The following is an 18,404-nucleotide window of genomic DNA, read 5'->3' on the forward strand; positions in this document are numbered from 1 at the left end:
CCTGATGCCTGCGCTGTCCACAGGGCATCCGGCCCGACGCCGGCGGCGGGCCTGCCGCCAAGGCGGCTTCACGCTGGTGGAGCTCCTCATTGCACTGGTGCTGGTGAGCGTCATCACGGTGCTGATGTTCTCCGGGCTGCGGCTCGGCTCGCGCGCCTGGGAGGGCGTCGAGGCCCTGTCGGAGCGGGTCAACGACCTGCGCGTGGCGCGCAATTTCATCGAGCAGACGCTGCGCCAGACCCGTCCGGCGTCGGTGATCTTCGACGGCGAGCAGCTGCCCGTCTTCGCCGGCGATGCGGAGCGCCTGGAGCTGGCGGCGCCGCTGTCTGAGCACGTAGGCATTCCGGGGCTCTACATCCTGCGCCTGGTGCGCGAGGCCGCCGGCGACCACGACCGCCTGGTGCTCGTGCGCTGGCTGCTGCACCGCGAGGTGCTCGAAGGCGGCGACGATCACCCTCCCTGGGAGCCCTTGCTGGACAGCAATGTCGCCCTGGACGACGCCGGCCCACTGGACCGCGACATCGCCGAGGGCGCCTACGGCCGCACCGTGCTGCTGCCGCGGGTGGAGACCTTCGAGCTTGCCTACTTCGGCATCGGTGAGGGGGAAAGCGAGCCCGAATGGTTCGAGGAATGGGTCAACCAGCGACGCCTGCCGCTCAAGGTCCGCATTGCGCTCAGCACACCTGCCCAGGCCTGGCCGGCCGCAGTCGTCGTCCTGCCCGGCGGCGATACCGAGAACTTCGGCGAGCTCAGCGGCGGCCTGGATCCCGCCGCACCCGCCCCCGCCCGGCAGCAGGCGCCCGCAGGCGACGGCGCTGCTGCACCGGAGCAGCCCAATGGTCGCTGAGTGCAGCGGACGGCCTCGGCGGCGGCATGGTGCTGACGCGGCCCCGTGCAGACGCAGCGGGGGATGGTCCCACAGCGCTGGCGCAGGCGGCAGGCGACAGTGCCCGCCGCGGCGCAGATGCCCGCGGGCGCAACGCGGCATCGCCCTGGTGCTGGTGCTCTGGATCATCGCCCTGCTCACCGTCATGGCGCTGGGGCTCACCACCACCCAGCGCACCGAGACGGCGCTGGCGCGCAATCAGATCGATGCGGCGCGGTTTCGCGCGCATGCGGAGTCGGCACTGGCGCTGACGGCGCTGAACCTGCTCTCGACGCCGGTGGAGGCCACTGCGCCCGAGGCCGTGTGGATCCCCAACGGCATGCCCCGAGCCCTGGTGCTGGACGGGGTGGAGCTCAGGGTCATCATCACCAACGAGACCTCCCGCATCGATCTGAACCAGGCCACCCGTGACGAGCTGGCGGCGCTCATCGAGCTCGCGCAGGGTGAGGAGGGCTTCGATACCGCGCAGCGCGACGCCCTCGCCGACGCCATCGTCGACTGGCGCGATGAAGACGACCTGACCCAGCTGAACGGCGCCGAGGACGGCGACTACGAGGACGCGGGTTTGCCCTATGGCGCCGGCGACGGCCCCTTCAACAGCGTGGAGGAGCTGCGGCAGGTGCTCGGCATGACCCGCGAGCTCTACCAGCGTCTGGCGCCCAACCTGACGGTGCGCAACGAGCAGGGACGGGTGGAGGAGCGCTTCGCCTCCGCAGAGGTGCTTGCCGCCCTGCAGGGCATCGCGCTGGACGATGCCGCGGAGCTGGTGCTGCAGCGTGACCAGCCGGTGCTGCCGGACGCTCGCCAGACAGTGTTCGCCAATCGCGGCGGACCCCTCTACCGGGTGCGCGTGGCGGCCACCGACGGCGCCGGTGCCGGCCGCCGCATGGAGGCCCTGATGCTGGTGCAGCGTGGGGCACAGCCGCCCTATCAGGTGTTGTGGCGCAGATTCGGACTGCTGGCGTCTACGGCTGAACAGACGGCAACGCCGGCTGCGTCCGAGTGACAGACGCAGGCCGTTGCAGCGCGCTATCCTATCGGGTGCCCTGCGTACACGCTTAAAGTGTCCGGCGGGGTGGGATCGTTTCGTCGCGGAGGGTGTTGTGTCAGTGAGTAAGTCCGGCCTCCTCGCCGGCCTGCGGCTGCCGCCGGCGTCGGCGCTGCCCGGCGTCGGCCTGGTCCAGCGCTGGCGGGATACCCTGGTGGAGTGCCTGCCGCGGCGCGTGCGCCGCTGGCTCGCGCTGCGCAATCCACGGCTCGTGGTGCGCCCCCACGGCGACGATGCGGAGCTGCTGCTGCAGATCGGGGCCGAGCGCGAGCCCGTGGGCGGGCTCGATCTGCGCACCGGCGGCACCATCACCGCCGCCCTGGCGCGCCCGCCGAAGCAGGGCTGGCGCGAGACCTGGCTCGAGCTGCCGGCGGACCGGGTGCTGCTGCGCCGCACGACGCTCCCGTCCCAGGTGAAGGACACTCTGCACCAGGTGGTGCGCTTCGAGCTGGACCGGCTGACGCCCTTCGCGGCCAGGGACGTCTACTTCGACGCGCGTACCCTCGGCTCCTTGGCCCGCGGCACCAAGCTCGACGTGCAGGTGGCCGTGGTGCGGCGCGACGCCGCCGCGGACTGGCTGGACCGGCTGCGGGAGGCGCGCTCCCCGGCGGCGCGGTTGGCCTGGGTGGGCGCCTGGGCGGGCGCGAATCTGCTGCCGCGGGAGGAGCGGCCCAAGCCGCAGCGCCTGCGCTCGCTGGTGACCCCGCTGCTCTGGCTCCTGGTGCTCGGACTGGTGGCCGCTGTGCTGCTGACGCCGCTGTGGCAGAAGCAGCGTGCCCTGGAAGCCCTGGACGCCGAGCTGCGGCGGGTGCGCAGCGCCGCCATCGAGGTGGAGGAGGTGCGCGAGGCCCTGGAGCGCGCGCGCCTCGGCAGTGTCGAGGTGCTGAACCGCAAGCGCGAGCAGCCGCGCATGACGGACCTGCTGCGGGAGCTCACGGATCTGCTGCCGGACGGCACCTGGGTGCAGACGCTCAACTTCCGCGAGGGCGATGTGGACGCCCGCGGCGAATCGGACCAGGCAACGGCCCTCATCGGTCTGCTGGAACAGGGGCCCGGCATCGACGCCGTGCGCTTCCGCTCCCCGGTGATGCAGGTGGCAAGCACCGGGCAGGAGCGCTTCCACATCTCATTCGACTACAGCCGTCCGGAGAGCCCGTGACCCCCTGCCTGCCCGTCAGCCTCCGGCGCCCGCCGGTGCATCCGGCTCCCGCCGCCGGTCGCAACGAGCATCCGCGCTGCGACCGGGCCGCAGGGCATGCGCAGTCGCACGCCGCCGAGCCAGTGAAGGCATCAACATGAGCAACCCGATCATCGCCGACGCGGGCGATCCCCTGGGCAGCGCCGCAGCAGTGCCCGCCGCGGTGGAGGCCGGCGGCCCGGCACCGGCCGCCGTCCCGGCGCGGCGGCGCCGGCTCGCGGCATTGCCCTGGCGCTGCATCGCCGCCTGGACGGTGGCGCTCCTGATCCCTGCGCTGCTGGTGCTCGCCATCGCACTGCCGTGGTGGCAGCGCCTGCAGATGCTGGACGCGGACCATGCGCGGGGACTGGACCAGCTGGCCCGCTATCAGCGGCTGGTGGCGACCCTGCCGTCGCTCCGGGCGGAGCTCGCTAGTGAGCAGGCCAATGACGAGTTCAAGGCCTTTTATTTCGACGCCGAGACGCCGGCACTTGCCGGCGCGCGTCTGCAGAGCGAGGTGCAGGAGATGGTCCGCAGCGCGGGCGCGCGTCCCATCAGCACCCAGATCCTGCCGGTGGACGAGGACGAGCAGCCGCCGCGGGTGCGCATCCGCACCCAGCTCCAGGGCACCACGGACGAGCTGCTGGACCTGCTCTACCGCATCGAGAGCGCGCGGCCGTTTCTGTTCGTGGACCAGATGTCCATCCGTTCCACCTCGCCGCGGCGCAGCAACGTGCGCCGGCGTGTCTCCAGGCGCGGGGTTAATCGGGAGGTCGGGCAGCTCACGGTGCGGCTCGACATCTTCGGTTACATCCTCGGGGGCAGCGCATGAAGGCGGTGCTGCTCGGCATGGCAGCGCTGCTCGCCGGCGTGCTGGCCCTGGAATGGCAGGGCTGGGCACCGGATGCCGGGCTGCCGGCGCCGCCGCCCGCACGAGCGCCCGCCGCCGGAGCCGACGCGGCGGCTGTCGCCGACGTGGACCCGTTCGCGCTGGAGCCGCCGCCGAAGGAGGAGTACGCCTCCGTGGTCGAGCGGCCGCTGTTCCTCCCCGAGCGGCGGCCGCCGCCCGATGAGCCGGAGGAGGGGACCGTCGCCGAGGAGGAGCCCCTCACCGAGCTCGACGGCGTGGACCTGACCGCGGTGGTGATTACTCCGGCGGTGGTGTCCGCCTGGGTGCGGGGCGGCGGCGACAACGAAGTCAAGCGCCTGCGCCTGGGCGACGATTTTCTCGGCTGGACGGTGAAGACCATTGAGCCCGCCAGGCTGGTGCTGGAGCGACAGGGTGAGACCGATGAGTTACCATTACGGGACTACGCAAACGCGCCACCGCCGATACCGCCCACACGGCTGCCGCCGTCAGGCCGCTCTGGTGGTGAGAGGCCCGACCGACCTGCGGCGGGCCGTCGCCGCCCCGCAGCTGAGCCTGCCGGCGCGGCCGATGAGCCCGAGAACGTCCGCCGCTCAGGCCGCGCACCGGTGCGCCAATCCCAGCAGCGGGCCGGCAACCGTCAGCCCGCCCGTCAGCCACCCAGCCGCGCACCGGCGCGCAGACGCGATGCAACACGCTGAGGTCATGAGACAAGTGCAGCGCCGGCGCCCGGCATGGGCGGCTCCGGCAGCGTTACGGACGGGCTGCGGCCGGCATCGCGCCGGGCGCGTGATGGCCCTGCTGGCGGCAGCCCTGCTGGTGCTGGTCACCGCCGGATGCGGCAGCGGCGGTCTGGTCTTCGACCCGAGCAAGCGCGTCGGCTCTCCCAAGGGGCACATCACGGACCCGCAGCGCCGCGCCCTGCCCACAGGCGCAGACGCCCGCCAGCCGCAGAGCATTGCGCTCGGCGACGATCTGCCGGAGGCAGGGGACTCGGTGCGGCGCGGCACCGGCACTTTCGTGCGGCGGGTGTCGCCGCCGAGCGTGGATACGACGCCCGGCGATGTCACCCTGAACTTCGACGGCACCGACATCCGCGAGGTGGTGAAGGTCATCCTGGGCGACCTGCTCGGCGTCAACTATGTGCTGGACCCCGCCGTGTCCGGCTCGGTGTCGCTGCAGACCGGCCGGCCGCTGCGCCGCGACATGCTGATCCCGACGCTGGAGACGCTCCTGCGCATGAACAATGCGGCGCTGGTGGACAACGCCGGCACCTATGAGGTGGTGCCGCTCAACAACGCCGTACAGGGCCGCATCGTCCCGCAGCTCGGCCAGTCCTCCCGCGCGCTGCCGGAGGGCTACAGCGTGCAGGTGGTGCCGCTCAATTACATCGGTGCCGAAGAGATGGCGAGCATCCTGGAGCCCCTGGCGCCCGAGGGCAGCGTGGTGCGCACCGATACGCTGCGCAATGTCATCGTCATCGCCGGCACCAGCCCGGAGATGAGCAATCTGCTGGACACCATCCAGGTGTTCGACGTGGACTGGATGTCCGGGCTGTCCGTCGGCTTCTTCGTGCTGGAATATGCGCAGGCCGCGGACGTGGTGACGCAGATGGAGACGCTGCTCGCCGACGGCGAAGGGGCCAATCCCTTCTCCGGCATCTTCCGCTTCATTCCTGTGGAGAGCGCCAACGCGGTGCTCGTGGTATCCCCGCAGCAGAGCTATCTGGCCCAAATGGAGGACTGGATCGACCGCCTCGACCGCGCCGAGGCGAGCGGCAGCAGCGCGCAGCGGCTGTTCGTGTACCGGGTGCGCCACGGCGACGCCGAGAACCTCGCCGACGTGCTCACCAAGCTCTTCGCCGGCGAGGACGGAGGTGGCGGCAGCCGCAGCGTCGGCGGGGTGGCGCCGGGCCTGCAGCAGGCCAGCATCGGCGGCGATGACGGCGGCGAAGGCGCGGGTGCGGGCACCGCCACCCGCCGGGCCACGTCCAGCACCGTGGAGCTGTCCTCCCAGGTGAGCATCGTCGCTGACACGGTGAACAACTCGCTCCTTGTGCGCTCCAGCCCGCGCGACTACAAGAAGATCCTCGATGCCCTGAAGCAGCTCGACATCGTGCCGCTTCAGGTGCTGGTGGAGGCCACCATCGTCGAGATCCAGCTCAGCGGCAATCTGCGCTACGGCGTGCAGTGGCGATTCTTCGGGCTCGCCGAAGGCGGCGAGTACGACGGCAGCATCCCCGGCAACGTCGGCGGTTACCGCAGCGACATCTCGCTGCGGGAGTCCGCCGGCGGCCCGGCGCAGACCTTCCCCGGCTTCAACTGGTCCGTCGTGCTGCGCCCGGACACCATCCGCGCCACCCTGTCGGCGCTGGCCGAGGACGACCTCGTGAACGTGCTGTCATCCCCCTCGGTGATGGTCCGCGACAATCAGACCGCCGAGATCCGCGTGGGTGAGGACGTGCCCATCGCCACCTCCCAGCAGCAGGGCACCAGCACCACGGACCGCATCGTCAACCAGATCGAGTACCGGAACACGGGTGTCATCCTGTCGGTGAAGCCGCGGGTCACGCCGGGCGGGCTGGTGCAGATGGAAATCGAGCAGGAAGTCAGCAGCGTGGCCCAGGCGAGCGGTACCCTGAACTCGCCCACCTTCCGCACGCGGGAGATCACCAGCAACGTCGCCGTGCGCTCGAACCAGGCCGTCGTGCTGGGCGGCCTCATCGAGGACCGCAGCGAAGACGGCAAATCCGGTGTGCCCGGGCTGTACCGGGCGCCCCTCATCGGCCCGCTGTTCGGCCAGACCTCGCGGCAGGCGGCGCGCACCGAGCTGGTGGTGGTGCTGACCCCGCGGGTCATCGCGAGCGATGCTGACGTGGAGATGGTCACCCGGGATTTCCGCGACAAGGTCCGCAATCTGGACACCCGCTTCTGAGCCCCTCAGCGCTTGCGCCAGGCACCCCGCACCCGAGACCGCGCGCTCCGACCCGACCTCATGCCGGACACCGCTGACCCCAAGTTGCCCACCTGCCGCATCGACTGCGCGGCGGTGGCGCGCGAGGTGTTCGAGATCGAGGCCGCCGGCGTGCTCGGCCTTGGGCGCAACCTGGACGGCACCTTCAGCGCCGCGGTGGAGGCCGTCCTTGCCACCAGCGGGCGCGTCATCGTCTGCGGCATGGGCAAGTCCGGCATCATCGGCAAGAAGCTCGCGGCGACCCTGGCCAGCACCGGCACGCCGGCCTTCTTCATGCACCCCGGGGAGGCCTTCCACGGCGACCTCGGCATGGTGACGGCGGCGGACACCTTCATCGCGCTGTCCAACTCCGGCGAGACCGAAGAGCTGGTGAAGCTGCTGCCCTTCCTGCGCGACAACGGCAACTGCATCATCGCGCTCACCGGCAACGCCCGCTCGACCCTGGCCGTTCACGCCGATCTGCACCTGTCCGTGCGGGTGGAGCGCGAGGCCTGCCCGCTGCAGCTGGCCCCCACTGCCTCCACCACCGCGGCGCTCGCCATGGGCGACGCGCTGGCGGTGGCCCTGATGCGTGCCCGGGACTTCCAGCCCGGGGACTTCGCGCGCTTCCACCCCGGTGGCAGCCTCGGCCGCCGGCTCCTGCATACGGTGCGCGAGGAGATGCGCGGGGAGAGACTGCCCTTCGTGCCGCCGCAAGCAGAGGCCGATGCCGTGCTCACGGCTGTCAGTGACGGCGGGCTGGGCATCGCGCTGGTGAGCGCCGATGGCCGGCGCGCCGAGGGCATCATCACCGACGGTGACCTGCGCCGTGCGGTGCAGGCGCATCGCGAGGCCTTCTTCGGCAAGACCGCCCGTGACCTGATGACGCCGGACCCGGTGAGCATCGGTGCCGACAGCAACATGCAGACCGCCATCGAGCTCATGGCCAAGCACCGCATTACGCTGCTGGTGGTGGTGGATGAGACGGGGGTCGTTGGGGTGGTTCAGAAATGAGTGACGAGGGACGAGGCGCGAAGGGCGAGGTCAGCGGGACACGTCAGTTGAGACCCGATACTCGCCACTCGCTCCCAGCCGCTGCCTGTGTAACCGTTCGCTGTCACTGATCTCACCAACGGGCGACGCCATGCAATTCATCGACCTCAACGCTCAGCAGCAGCGCATCGCCGCAGACGTGCACGCGCGCATGGAGGCCGTGCTGGCGCACGGGCGCTATATCCTGGGCCCGGAGGTGGCGGAGCTGGAGGCGCGCCTGGCGGACTATGTGGGCGTGCGCCATTGCGTCGGCGTCTCCAGCGGCACCGACGCCCTGCTGGTGGCCCTGATGGCGCTGGACATCGGCCCGGGGGACGAGGTCGTTACCACGCCCTTCACCTTCGTCGCCACGGCGGAGGTCATCGCGCTGCTGGGCGCGGTGCCGAAGTTCGTCGACATCGACCCCATCACCTACAACATCGAGCCGACCCGCATCGAGGCCGCCATCGGCCCCAAGACCCGTGCCGTCATGCCCGTGTCGCTGTACGGCCAGTGTGCGGACATGGACGCCATCAACGCCATCGCCGAGCGCCACGGCCTGCCGGTCATCGAGGACGCCGCCCAGAGCTTCGGCGCCACCTACAAGGGGCGGCGCTCCGGTGGCCTGTCCACCATCGGCTGCACCTCCTTCTTTCCGTCCAAGCCATTGGGCGCCTATGGCGACGGCGGCGCCTGCTTCACCGACGACGAGCAGCTCGCCACGCGCATGCGCCAGGCCATGAACCACGGCCAGGACAAGCGCTACAACCATCCGCGGCTCGGCATCAACGGCCGGCTGGACACGCTCCAGGCCGCTGTTCTGCTCGCCAAGCTCGCAATCTTTCCGGATGAGGTGGAGCGCCGCGCGGCCGTCGGCGCCCGCTACACCGAGCTGCTTCGGGCCCGCGGCGCCGGAAGCCTCAAGGACACCGCCGACGGCCTGCTCACGCCCCATGTGGAGGCGCACAACACCAGCGTCTTCGCGCAGTACACGCTTCAGGCCGACGACCGCGACTCCGTCATCGCCATGCTCAAGGCCCAGGACATTCCCACCGCGGTGCACTATCCCATCCCGCTGAACCGCCAGGGCGCCTACGCCCGCTTCTGCTGCCCGGACTGTACCCCGAACGCCGACCGCGCCGCCGCCCGTGTGCTCAGCCTGCCGATGCATCCCTACCTGAGCGCCGAAGACGCCGAGCGGGTCGCGGACGCCGTCACCTCGGCTTAGCCGCGCTGACCCCAAGTCGGCGCCGGCGCAGCGCGCCCACTGCATCACGCAGGCGGCGCAGGTTGTCTGCGCCGCGGTCAGCGCCGGCATAGCGCAGGCGCACATAGGCATGCACCACAGCGTCTGCGCCCGCGGCGAGGTCCGGGCGCGCGGCGACCAGGCGGGCGTGATGGTCCAGCGGGCCCTCGTCCGGGCGCCTGGCTAGTCTGGAGTCCATGCGCCGCAAGCGACGCTGGAACTGGTTGTAGGCGGCAGCGACGGGGTCGGTCTCGCGGCTGGGGCGCGCGAGCCAGAGGCCCCAGGCGAGCATGACGCCGGCACCGGTGAGCGCCATCAGCGCCACGAGACCGGCCTCGCGGAAACGGCCGAGGCCCAGATTCGCCAGCAGGCGCTGCTGCTTGAAGCGCGAGAAGCCCACCACCCAGGACTGCCAGGCGGCGTCGAAGGCGTCCGCCGCCAGGTGCAGCTGGTAGATGAGGCGCCCGACAGGTGAGGCGCTGTCCACGCGAAAGCGTGCCGGGGCGTTGGCGCCGAGTGCGGAGAGGCTGCCGTCGGCGTCCACGCGCTCGGCGGCCACGGCCGCGGTGGGGTCAACCCGGGTCCAGCCCTGGTCCGGCAGCCAGACCTCGGTCCAGGCATGGGCCTCGGACTGGCGCACCAGATAGTCGCCGCTGTAGGGGTTGCGCTCGCCGCCGAGGTAGCCCAGCACGATGCGTGTGGGGATGCCGGCGGTGCGCATCAGCAGCGTGAAGGCGGCGGCATAGTGCTCGCAGAAGCCCACCTGCGCGTCGAACAGGAAGGCGTCCATGGCCAGCTCGCCCATGTCCGGAGCCAGCAGCGAGTAGCGGAAGGGCTCGCGATTGAAGTGCTCCAGGGCGCGCTGGACGACGGTTTCCGGCGGCGGGTCGTCGGCGCTCCAGCGGGCCACCAGCGCACGCATGCGGGGCGTGACCTTGTCGGCGGGGAGCGCGGTGGCGGCTTGCTCCTGGTCCAGCGTGAGCTGGGCGGCGCGATAGTCCCGCGCCGAGGTGAGCCGGTACAGCTGACGGTCGTCGATGGGGCGGTCGGCGAGCAGCTGCAGGTCGCCGGTGAGCTCGGCGCCGCGCGGGGCGCTCAGGGGCATGTCGAGGGCCGTGATCCAGCGCTGCTCGCTCGGCTCCAGCAGAGCCGTATAGGTGAGGGGCTCGGAGAGGGGCTCGACGCTGGCTTCGGCCGCCGGGAAGTCGCCGGGCGCGGCGGGCTCGAAGCGGTTGCCCTCGGCGTGCCAGAGCACCGGGCCGCGCCAGTACATCTGCTCCGTGGGGAAGCCGGGCGGCGTGTCGAAGCGCACCCGCATCACCGGCTCACCGGACACCACCAGGTCCTTGACCGAGCCTGGCTCCAGCCAGTCCTTGAGCCCGGTGATGGCATGGGCGTTGTCGAGCCCCAGGTCCCACAGCGGCGCGCTGAGGCGCGGGAAGAAGACGAACAGCACCAGCGCCAGCGGCAGCGCCTGGATGACCATGACACCGGTACGGCCGAGCCCCTCGCGCAGCCGGGCCGTGAGCGTGGCGGGGTGTGTCGGCAGGCTCAGGTCCCGCAACAGCGCGAAGCTCGCCACCAGCAGGGCCGCCATCAGGAGCGCCCGCCACAGGGAGTCGTCGAACAGGAACTGCACCACCAGCACGAAGCCCAGCACCAGCAGCAGCACCCGCAGGTCCCGCTTGCTGCGGGCCTCAAGCAGCTTCAGCGCCACCATGGACAGCAGCAGGGCCGTGCCCGGCGCCTGACCCGCCACGCCGCGGTAGGCGTCCAGCACGTTGAGGCCACCCACCAGGGTCAGCAGCCCGAGCAGCAGCACGCCCGGCTGCAGGCCTGGCCAGCGGATGGCCGCCACCCGCAGCGCCAGCACCCCGGCAATGAAGGCACCCACCTGGGCGTCCAGCTCCGCCAGCAGCGGCAGGGCGCACAGGGCGAGCAGCAGGGCGGCCGCCGTGAGCTGACGGCGATCCGGTGGGTCGGCGGCTGGCGTACCGCGACCGCGCTGGGTCGCCGCCGCGTCTTTCCTGGCGTGGTGCGAACGCTGCAATGGCAGACTCCAGGCCATGGCTCAGCCCTGTTTCGGGTCGTCGTGGCCCGCTGCGGCTGCCGCGGCCGCCTGCTGCCCTGGCGCGAATCGCGCCAGTGCCGCCAGACAGCGGTGCTTGTGCCGGCCGCCGCGGTCGTGGTCGATGGTCAGTCCAGGCAGGCGCAGCCCGTAGCTGTAATTGAGCGCGTCGGCATCCAGCACCTGGCGGGCGAGCAGGGACAGGCGCTGCTCCGGGTCTGCGGCCGGCACGGCGTCCCAGTCCAGCCAGACGCGGGCGGACTGATCGCCGCCGAACTGCTTGACGATGAGACCACGCTCACGGGCGAAGGCCTTCCAGTCCAGCTGCCTGGGCGAGTCGCCGGGGCGATAGGCGCGGGGGCCGACGAAGTCCTCGGCGCCGACGCCCAGGTCACCGCGCCCCTGCTGATCGAAGCGCGGCAGCATGGCCGGCTGCGGCGCATGGGGCGCGGGGCTCGGGTACACGAGCACCGCCGCCTGCGGGTGCAGCTGCGTCCAGGCGCGGAAGAGGCCGAAGGGGTAGCGGGTCTCCAGGACCACGCGGTCCAGCGCCATGGGCCCGCGGCGGGGCGCCGGGCGCGTCAGCTCCACCTGGGCCTCGCCGCCGGCGGCCAGCGTCAGTGGTGCCGCGCCAACGAGCGTGAGCTGCGGTCGCGGCTTGCCGGCCGTGTCCACCAGGGTGACCGGGAAGCGGGCCGTTTCTCCGGCGAACACCGGCAGGCCGTCACGGGCGCGCACCTGGAGCCCAAGGAGCTGGAACCAGCAATGGTGCATGCCCACCAGCGCCGTGGAGATCATCAGAAAGGTCAGCAACAGGCCGAGGTTGTTCTGATAGTTGAGGGCACCGAGGAGTGTCGCCATGAGCACGAGCCCATAGCCGAGACCGGCCCGGGTGGGCAGGATGTAGATGCTGCGGTGATGGGTGCTGGCGACGGCGTCCGGCGTGGCTGCGCGCTTGCGGCGCAGGTTTGTGACGACACGACTCAGGCGCGCCCGGAGCCGCTCCGCGGGCCCGGCGTCCATGTTGTCTGCTGTGATGCGCTTGGGCAAGACGGTCTTTTCGATGAGGACAAGGACAACGCAGCGGGACGGCTTCGACACCGATCCCCATGGCGGGGTCGCTCAGCTGACCGGCACGGACTCCAGAATCAGCTCGGCGATGGCCGCATGCCCGCCGGCGCTGTCGTCCTCGCCCGTCATGAGCCGGTGCGGCACCACCGCGGGCAGCACGCGCTGCACGTCCTCCGGCAGCACGAAGTCGCGCCCGTCCAGCAGCGCCCAGGCGCGGGCGGCGCGCAGCAGGCCCAGGCCGGCGCGCGGCGAGAGGCCATGGACGAAGCGCTCGCTGCGACGGGTGAACCTGAGGATCGCGTGGCAGTAGTCGATGACGGCGGCGGCGGCATGCACGCCGGTGGCCTCCAGCTGCGCGGCAACGAGCGCCGTCGGGTCCATCACCGGCTTCAGCTCCCCCACCATCTCGCGCCGGTCCTGGCCCGCGAGCAGGGCCTTCTCTTCCGCCTCCGCCGGGTAGCCCAGCGCCAGGCGCATCAGAAAGCGGTCCAGTTGCGACTCCGGCAGCGGGAAGGTGCCGATCTGATAGAAGGGATTCTGGGTTGCGATGACGAAGAACGGCTCGGGCAGGGCGCGGGTCTCGCCCTCCGCCGTCACCTGGCGCTCTTCCATGGCCTCCAGCAGGGCACTCTGGGCCTTGGGTGTGGCGCGGTTGATCTCGTCGGCGAGCACCACCTGGGAGAAGATGGGGCCCTTATGGAAGCGGAAGCGCTCGCTGCCGCGGTCATACACGGAGACGCCGACGACGTCCGCCGGCAGCATGTCGCTGGTGAACTGGATGCGCGCGTGCTGAAGGCCCAGCAGGCGCGAGAGCAGGTGGGCGAGTGTGGTCTTGCCCACGCCCGGCACGTCCTCGATGAGCAGGTGGCCGCGGGCCAGCAGGCAGGCCAGCGCGAGCTTGAGCTCGTCGCGCTTGCCGAGGATGACGGCGTCCGCGGCGTCGAGCACTGCCTGCAAGGGGGCGCCGATGTCTGGTTTACGCAGGGTTTGGAGCATGCGTCCTGTCCGGTGGGGTCGCTCGGCATCGCTTCTGCTGGTGTGACCCGGACCTGAAGCTCGGGACGCGGGCGGGGGCGGCGGTGCTCGGCGATTGAAAAACGCGTGGCGGCAGGGACTTAATTCCAAGGAATTCGCTAGTATATGGGCCTGATTTGTCGAGACTGCGAACCATGTCCAGCAATCACCGATACGACGTCATCGTGGTCGGCGGCGGCCACGCCGGCACCGAGGCCGCGCTCGCCGCCGCGCGCCTTGGCGTGCGCACGCTGCTGCTCACACACAACATCGAGACCATCGGCCAGATGAGCTGTAACCCGGCCATCGGTGGCATCGGCAAGGGCCATCTGGTGCGCGAGATCGATGCCCTGGACGGCCTCATGGCCCGGGCCGCGGACCGCGGCGGCATCCAGTTTCGCATTCTGAACCGGCGCAAGGGGCCCGCGGTGCGCGCCACCCGCGCGCAGGCGGACCGGGTGCTGTACAAGGCCGCGGTGCGCAGCGCCGTGGAGCACCAGCCGAATCTGTGGCTGTTCCAGCAGGCGGTGGACGATCTGGTGCTGGAGCCCGCCGGCAACGGCGAGCGAGTGGCCGGTGTGCGTACCCAGATGGGACTCGAATTCCGCGCTCCGACGGTGGTGCTGACCGTGGGCACCTTCCTCGGCGGGCGCATCCATGTGGGGCTCTCCAACCACCGCGGCGGCCGCGCCGGCGATCCGCCCGCCATCGCGCTGGCGGAGCGCCTGCGGGCGCTGCCCTTCAGCGTGGACCGGCTCAAGACTGGCACGCCGCCGCGCATCGACGCCCGCAGCATCGACTTCTCGCGCCTGGAGGTGCAGCCCGGCGACACCCCGGTGCCGGTGTTCTCCTACCTCGGCAACGCCGCGGAGCACCCGCGCCAGGTGAGCTGCCACATCGCCCGCACCACCGAGCGCACCCACGACATCATCCGCGGCGGCCTGTCCCGCTCGCCCATGTTCACCGGCGTCATCGAGGGCGTCGGGCCGCGCTACTGCCCGTCCATCGAGGACAAGGTCGTGCGCTTCGCGGACAAGAGCTCACACCAGATCTTCGTGGAGCCGGAGGGGCTGGAGGCGACGGAGATCTACCCCAACGGCATCTCCACCAGCCTGCCCTTCGAGGTGCAGCTGGACCTGGTGCGCTCCATCCCGGGCTTCGAGCAGGCGCATATCACGCGCCCGGGCTATGCCATCGAGTACGACTTCTTCGACCCGCGGGACCTGGCGCCCACGCTCGAGACGCGCTGCGTGCCCGGGCTCTATTTCGCCGGGCAGATCAACGGCACCACCGGCTACGAAGAGGCTGCGGCGCAGGGGCTGCTGGCGGGCGCCAACGCGGCGCTCCGGGTGCTCGGGCGCGAGCCCTGGACCCTGCGCCGGGACGAGGCCTACATCGGCGTGCTGGTGGACGACCTCATCACCCGCGGCACCAGCGAGCCCTACCGCATGTTCACCAGCCGCGCCGAGTACCGGCTCATGCTGCGCGAGGACAACGCGGACCTGAGGCTCACGGAGACCGGCCGCCGCCTGGGCCTCGTCGGAGACGCGCGCTGGCGGCACTTCGAGGCCAAGCGCGAGGCCATCGAGCGCGAGCGCCAGCGCCTGCGCGAGTGCTGGGTGCGCCCCGGCAGCCCCGCGGCGGCGGCGCTGGCCGCCGCCACCGGCGAGCCCATCAACCGCGAGGCCCGGGCGCTGGAGCTGCTGGCCCGTCCGCGGGTCACCTATGCCGGCCTCGCCGAAGCCCTCGCGCAGGCGCAGGGTGTTGCGGCAGAGCCCGTGGAGGGTCAGGTGGCCGAGCAGATCGAGATCCAGACCAAGTACGCGGGCTACCTGGAGCGCCAGGCGCACGAGGTGGCCCGCCAGCAGGCCGAGGACGCCCGTACCCTGCCCGCGGACTTCGATTATGGCAACGTCCGCGGCCTGTCGGCGGAGGTGCGCGAGAAGTTCCAGCGCGTGCGCCCGGCCACCGTCGGCCAGGCGGCGCGGATTCCCGGCGTCACGCCGGCGGCGGTGTCGTTGCTGCTGATTCATCTCAAGCGGCGCACCGCCTGAAGGCCCCGTCGGTCATGCCGCCAATCACGCGACCGGCCACCCCGCCGACCGGTCCGCCCGCCACCGGCGGCAGCGACATGGACACGCCGGCGACCCGACTGGACGCCGGCCTCGCCGCCCTCGGCGTGGCTGCCAGCGATCAGCAGCGCCGGCAGCTCCTCGCGTATGTCGACCTGCTGGCGCGCTGGAATCGCGCCTACAACCTCACCGCCGTCCGCGACCCGCTGGATATGATCCCGAAGCACCTGCTGGACAGCCTCGCCGTGCTGCCCTGGGTGCGGCGAGGCCCCGTGCTCGATGTCGGCACCGGCGCCGGGCTGCCCGGCCTGCCGCTTGCGATCATGCGCCCGGACCTCGCCTTCACGCTGCTGGACAGCAGCGGCAAGAAGGTGCGCTTCGTGCGCCAGGCGGTGCTGGAGCTTGAGCTTTGCAATGTGACGCCGGTGCAGGCGCGGATGGAGGCGTACCGGGGCGCGGTGAAATTCGCTACCATAACGGCTCGTGCGGTGACGAGCCTCGATGCGCTCTGTGCGGACTGCGCAGCGCTGCTGGCGCCGGGCGGCGTGCTGCTCGCGCTGAAGGGGCGGGACCCTGGTCCTGAGCTCGACGCCCTGGCCGCGGCGGCGCCGCCGCGGGTGGACGCGGATGCCGCCGTGGTGCACCCGCTCACGGTGCCGATGCTCGAAGCCGAGCGCTGCGTGATCGAGGTACCGTTCAGCTGACGGGCAAGGCGGGCTGCGCTTGCACACCGCCCTGCTGAGGTGCCCGGCTGAGGTGCCCGGCCGTGGCGCTCTGGGGAAGGCTTCGCTGCGGCCCATGGGCAGGGCGCGACCCTGTTCGGCTCGCGGATCAGCCCGCACCCGCACCACGCCCGTTAAGGACGGCGCCACGCGCCGCTGGAAGCACTCAGGAGCCACATGGCCCGCATCATCGCCATCGCGAATCAGAAGGGCGGCGTCGGCAAGACCACCACCGCCGTCAACCTCGCCGCGTCGCTCGCCTCCATGAAGCGCCGCGTGCTGTTGGTGGACATGGACCCGCAGGGCAATGCCACCATGGGCGTCGGCGTGGACAAGTACGCGCTGGAGCGCACCGGCTGCGACCTGCTGCTTTCCGACACCCCGTTTGCGCAATGTGTGCAGCGGGTGCCGGAGCCCGCGCCCGGCTTCGACCTGCTGCCCTCCAATGGCGACATGACCGCCGCCGAGGTGGGGCTCATGCAGGGGGAGACTCGCGAGCGTACGCTTGCCACAAGGCTCGCGGCACATGCGGCGGCGTATGAGATCATCCTGCTGGACTGCCCGCCGTCGCTCAACATGCTCACCGTGAACGCCCTGGTGGCGGCGGACGGCGTGCTCATCCCCATCCAGTGCGAGTATTACGCGCTGGAGGGGCTGTCGGCGCTGCTCGACACCATCGAGCAGATCCGCAGCAGCCGCAACGGGGCGCTGCGCATTGACGGCATCCTGCGCACCATGCACGACCCGCGCAACAATCTTTCCAACCAGGTCTCCACGCAGCTCGTGACCCACTTCAAGGGCCAGGTCTACCGCACCATCGTGCCGCGCAATGTGCGCCTTGCCGAGGCGCCGAGCCACGGGCTGCCGGTGCTGGAATACGACGCCGGCTCCCGTGGTGCACTGGCCTACGTGGCGCTTGCCGGCGAGGTGCTGCGCCGCCGGGAGCCGGCCCCGAACGCGGCCTGAGGCCGCTGAGCCGCCCGGCACCAGCACCAGCCCCAGCACCAGCGCCAGCCCCGCGACGAAATCCGAGCGCCACCGAATCCGCATCCGCGCCGCACAGGACGCCGTGAAGAACGCCCTATCGCTGATCGAGGCCCAAATCGAGCCCCCCACCGAGCCGCCGCCCACCGCAGATGCGCCGAACCCAGCCGAGCCGCCGACGGCCGCCGCCGAGCCGGACCCTCCCGCTGCGGAGGGCGTGCGCATCATGACCGCCGCCAAGAAGCGCGGCCTGGGCCGCGGTCTGGATGCCTTGCTGGGCGCTGCACGGGAGGACGCCGGCGAGCCGGAGGCTGGCGATGCCGCGGAGCCCCTCACCCGCGCAGCGCCCGACGAGGCGGTGCGCCGGTTGCCGCTGGAGCGCATCGACCGCGGTCGGTACCAGCCGCGCCGGGAGTTCGACCCGGACGCCATGCGCGAGCTCGCCGACTCCATCGCGAGCCAGGGCGTGCTCCAGCCCATCGTGGTGCGCCCCGTGGCCGGCGACCGCTACGAGATCGTCGCCGGCGAGCGGCGCTGGCGCGCGAGCCAGCAGGCGGGTCTCGCCGAGATCCCCGTCGTGGTGCGCCAGGTGGACGAGCAGACCGCGCTCGCCATCGCGCTCATCGAAAACATCCAGCGCGAGAACCTGGCGCCCCTGGAAGAGGCCGGCGCCCTGCATCGGCTGCAGGAAGAGTTCGGCCTCACCCACCAGGCGGTGGCCGAGGCGGTGGGCAAGTCGCGCACCACGGTCACGAACCTGCTGCGGCTGCTGGAGCTCGGTGCGGAGGCCAAGTCGCTGCTCGACGCCGGGCGCCTGGAGATGGGCCACGCCCGCGCCCTGCTCGGGCTGAAGGGCGACACCCAGACACTGGCGGCACGCCAGGTGGTGGGCCGCGGGCTCTCGGTGCGCGAGACGGAGCGCCTGGTGCGCCGGCTCCAGAGCGAAGACCCCGGCGCGGAGCGCGCGCACCAGCCGTCACAGGACCCGGACATTCGCCGTCTCCAGGACGACCTTGCCGAGCGCCTGGGTGCCCGGGTCGCGATCCAGCACGGGGCCAAGGGCGCCGGCAAGCTGGTCATCACCTACAACAGCCTGGACGAGCTGGATGGCATCCTGGGTCATATTCGGTGATAACCCCAGCCGGTGTCGTCACCAATCCGTAAGGTCCATTCGTCACGCTTATGGCAACATGCGCGGGGTTTGGTCAGGGATTTGACCAGAATATTCGGGCACGCTTATACTCGCGGCCCTTTGCGGGGGGCA

15 protein-coding genes are annotated in these 18,404 nt (G+C 71.3%); 12 read left to right on the plus strand and 3 right to left on the minus strand.

All coding sequences use genetic code 11. The annotated features are described in order from the left end of the window. Positions 1 to 4: 4 nt before the first annotated feature. The 8 genes from QZ607_RS07630 (at position 5) to QZ607_RS07665 (ending at position 9,191) form a co-directional block, all read left to right on the plus strand. The gene (locus QZ607_RS07630; RefSeq protein ID WP_295881471.1) at positions 5 to 847 is read left to right on the plus strand and encodes a prepilin-type N-terminal cleavage/methylation domain-containing protein; all 843 of its coding nucleotides are present in this window, start codon (positions 5 to 7) and stop codon (positions 845 to 847) included. Positions 848 to 995: 148 nt separating this feature from the next. Then, positions 996 to 1,892: a general secretion pathway protein GspK gene (locus tag QZ607_RS07635; RefSeq protein ID WP_295881474.1), complete on the plus strand. Its 897-nt coding sequence runs from the start codon at positions 996 to 998 to the stop codon at positions 1,890 to 1,892. Positions 1,893 to 1,995: 103 nt separating this feature from the next. Next, positions 1,996 to 3,093, plus strand: coding sequence for a PilN domain-containing protein (locus QZ607_RS07640; protein WP_295881476.1), 1,098 nt, complete (start codon positions 1,996 to 1,998; stop codon positions 3,091 to 3,093). Positions 3,094 to 3,229: 136 nt separating this feature from the next. Continuing rightward, on the plus strand, positions 3,230 to 3,943 hold the full coding sequence (gspM, locus tag QZ607_RS07645; RefSeq protein ID WP_295881479.1) for a type II secretion system protein GspM: 714 nt from the start codon (positions 3,230 to 3,232) through the stop codon (positions 3,941 to 3,943). Continuing rightward, positions 3,940 to 4,680 carry a hypothetical protein gene (locus QZ607_RS07650; protein WP_295881481.1) on the plus strand — a complete coding sequence of 247 codons (741 nt, stop codon included), beginning with the start codon at positions 3,940 to 3,942 and terminating at the stop codon, positions 4,678 to 4,680. The genes gspM and QZ607_RS07650 overlap by 4 nt, the downstream gene beginning before the upstream one ends. Positions 4,681 to 4,771: 91 nt before the next feature. Further along, positions 4,772 to 6,913: a type II secretion system secretin GspD gene (gene gspD / locus QZ607_RS07655; protein WP_295881482.1), complete on the plus strand. Its 2,142-nt coding sequence runs from the start codon at positions 4,772 to 4,774 to the stop codon at positions 6,911 to 6,913. Between the two features lie 60 nt (positions 6,914 to 6,973). After that, positions 6,974 to 7,945, plus strand: coding sequence for an SIS domain-containing protein (locus QZ607_RS07660; protein ID WP_295881484.1), 972 nt, complete (start codon positions 6,974 to 6,976; stop codon positions 7,943 to 7,945). Positions 7,946 to 8,075: 130 nt separating this feature from the next. Beyond that, positions 8,076 to 9,191, plus strand: coding sequence for a DegT/DnrJ/EryC1/StrS aminotransferase family protein (locus QZ607_RS07665; RefSeq protein WP_295881487.1), 1,116 nt, complete (start codon positions 8,076 to 8,078; stop codon positions 9,189 to 9,191). Here QZ607_RS07665 and QZ607_RS07670 read toward each other — a convergent pair. The 3 genes from QZ607_RS07670 to QZ607_RS07680 all read right to left on the minus strand — a co-directional run bounded on the left by QZ607_RS07670 (position 9,178) and on the right by QZ607_RS07680 (position 13,344). Next, entirely contained in the window at positions 9,178 to 11,259 is a 2,082-nt protein-coding gene (locus QZ607_RS07670; protein ID WP_295881491.1) for a DUF3488 and transglutaminase-like domain-containing protein, read from the minus strand. The two genes, QZ607_RS07665 and QZ607_RS07670, sit on opposite strands and share 14 nt — an antisense overlap. A 21-nt stretch (positions 11,260 to 11,280) precedes the next feature. After that, positions 11,281 to 12,327: a DUF58 domain-containing protein gene (locus QZ607_RS07675; RefSeq protein WP_295881493.1), complete on the minus strand. Its 1,047-nt coding sequence runs from the start codon at positions 12,325 to 12,327 to the stop codon at positions 11,281 to 11,283. Between the two features lie 72 nt (positions 12,328 to 12,399). Beyond that, positions 12,400 to 13,344 (minus strand): AAA family ATPase, encoded by a 945-nt coding sequence (locus QZ607_RS07680; protein ID WP_295881496.1) that lies wholly within the window; start codon positions 13,342 to 13,344, stop codon positions 12,400 to 12,402. Between the two features lie 173 nt (positions 13,345 to 13,517). Here QZ607_RS07680 and mnmG point away from each other — a divergent pair, with 173 nt between their 5' ends. The 4 genes from mnmG to QZ607_RS07700 all read left to right on the plus strand — a co-directional run bounded on the left by mnmG (position 13,518) and on the right by QZ607_RS07700 (position 18,272). Further along, entirely contained in the window at positions 13,518 to 15,416 is a 1,899-nt protein-coding gene (gene mnmG, locus QZ607_RS07685) for a tRNA uridine-5-carboxymethylaminomethyl(34) synthesis enzyme MnmG (protein ID WP_295881499.1), read from the plus strand. A 14-nt stretch (positions 15,417 to 15,430) separates the two neighbouring features. Next, positions 15,431 to 16,138 (plus strand): 16S rRNA (guanine(527)-N(7))-methyltransferase RsmG, encoded by a 708-nt coding sequence (gene rsmG / locus QZ607_RS07690; protein ID WP_367268166.1) that lies wholly within the window; start codon positions 15,431 to 15,433, stop codon positions 16,136 to 16,138. 195 nt (positions 16,139 to 16,333) lie between these two features. Further along, entirely contained in the window at positions 16,334 to 17,122 is a 789-nt protein-coding gene (locus QZ607_RS07695; RefSeq protein ID WP_295881502.1) for a ParA family protein, read from the plus strand. Positions 17,123 to 17,366: 244 nt separating this feature from the next. Continuing rightward, positions 17,367 to 18,272 carry a ParB/RepB/Spo0J family partition protein gene (locus QZ607_RS07700; protein WP_295881645.1) on the plus strand — a complete coding sequence of 302 codons (906 nt, stop codon included), beginning with the start codon at positions 17,367 to 17,369 and terminating at the stop codon, positions 18,270 to 18,272. Positions 18,273 to 18,404: the final 132 nt, after the last annotated feature.

Origin of the sequence: uncultured Thiohalocapsa sp. (assembly GCF_913063425.1) — a bacterium.
Taxonomy (GTDB): Bacteria; Pseudomonadota; Gammaproteobacteria; order Chromatiales; family Chromatiaceae; genus Thiohalocapsa.

What these genes read in the sequence shown, in the direction of transcription:
- mnmG (WP_295881499.1), top strand. Translation starts at nt 13,518, where the DNA reads ATGTCCAGCAATCACCGATACGACGTCATCGTGGTCGGCGGCGGCCAC.
- QZ607_RS07665 (WP_295881487.1), top strand. Translation starts at nt 8,076, where the DNA reads ATGCAATTCATCGACCTCAACGCTCAGCAGCAGCGCATCGCCGCAGAC.
- QZ607_RS07680 (WP_295881496.1), bottom strand. Translation starts at nt 13,344, where the DNA reads ATGCTCCAAACCCTGCGTAAACCAGACATCGGCGCCCCCTTGCAGGCA.
- rsmG (WP_367268166.1), top strand. Translation starts at nt 15,431, where the DNA reads ATGCCGCCAATCACGCGACCGGCCACCCCGCCGACCGGTCCGCCCGCC.
- QZ607_RS07695 (WP_295881502.1), top strand. Translation starts at nt 16,334, where the DNA reads ATGGCCCGCATCATCGCCATCGCGAATCAGAAGGGCGGCGTCGGCAAG.
- QZ607_RS07630 (WP_295881471.1), top strand. Translation starts at nt 5, where the DNA reads ATGCCTGCGCTGTCCACAGGGCATCCGGCCCGACGCCGGCGGCGGGCC.
- QZ607_RS07650 (WP_295881481.1), top strand. Translation starts at nt 3,940, where the DNA reads ATGAAGGCGGTGCTGCTCGGCATGGCAGCGCTGCTCGCCGGCGTGCTG.
- gspM (WP_295881479.1), top strand. Translation starts at nt 3,230, where the DNA reads ATGAGCAACCCGATCATCGCCGACGCGGGCGATCCCCTGGGCAGCGCC.
- QZ607_RS07660 (WP_295881484.1), top strand. Translation starts at nt 6,974, where the DNA reads ATGCCGGACACCGCTGACCCCAAGTTGCCCACCTGCCGCATCGACTGC.
- gspD (WP_295881482.1), top strand. Translation starts at nt 4,772, where the DNA reads ATGGCCCTGCTGGCGGCAGCCCTGCTGGTGCTGGTCACCGCCGGATGC.
- QZ607_RS07700 (WP_295881645.1), top strand. Translation starts at nt 17,367, where the DNA reads ATGACCGCCGCCAAGAAGCGCGGCCTGGGCCGCGGTCTGGATGCCTTG.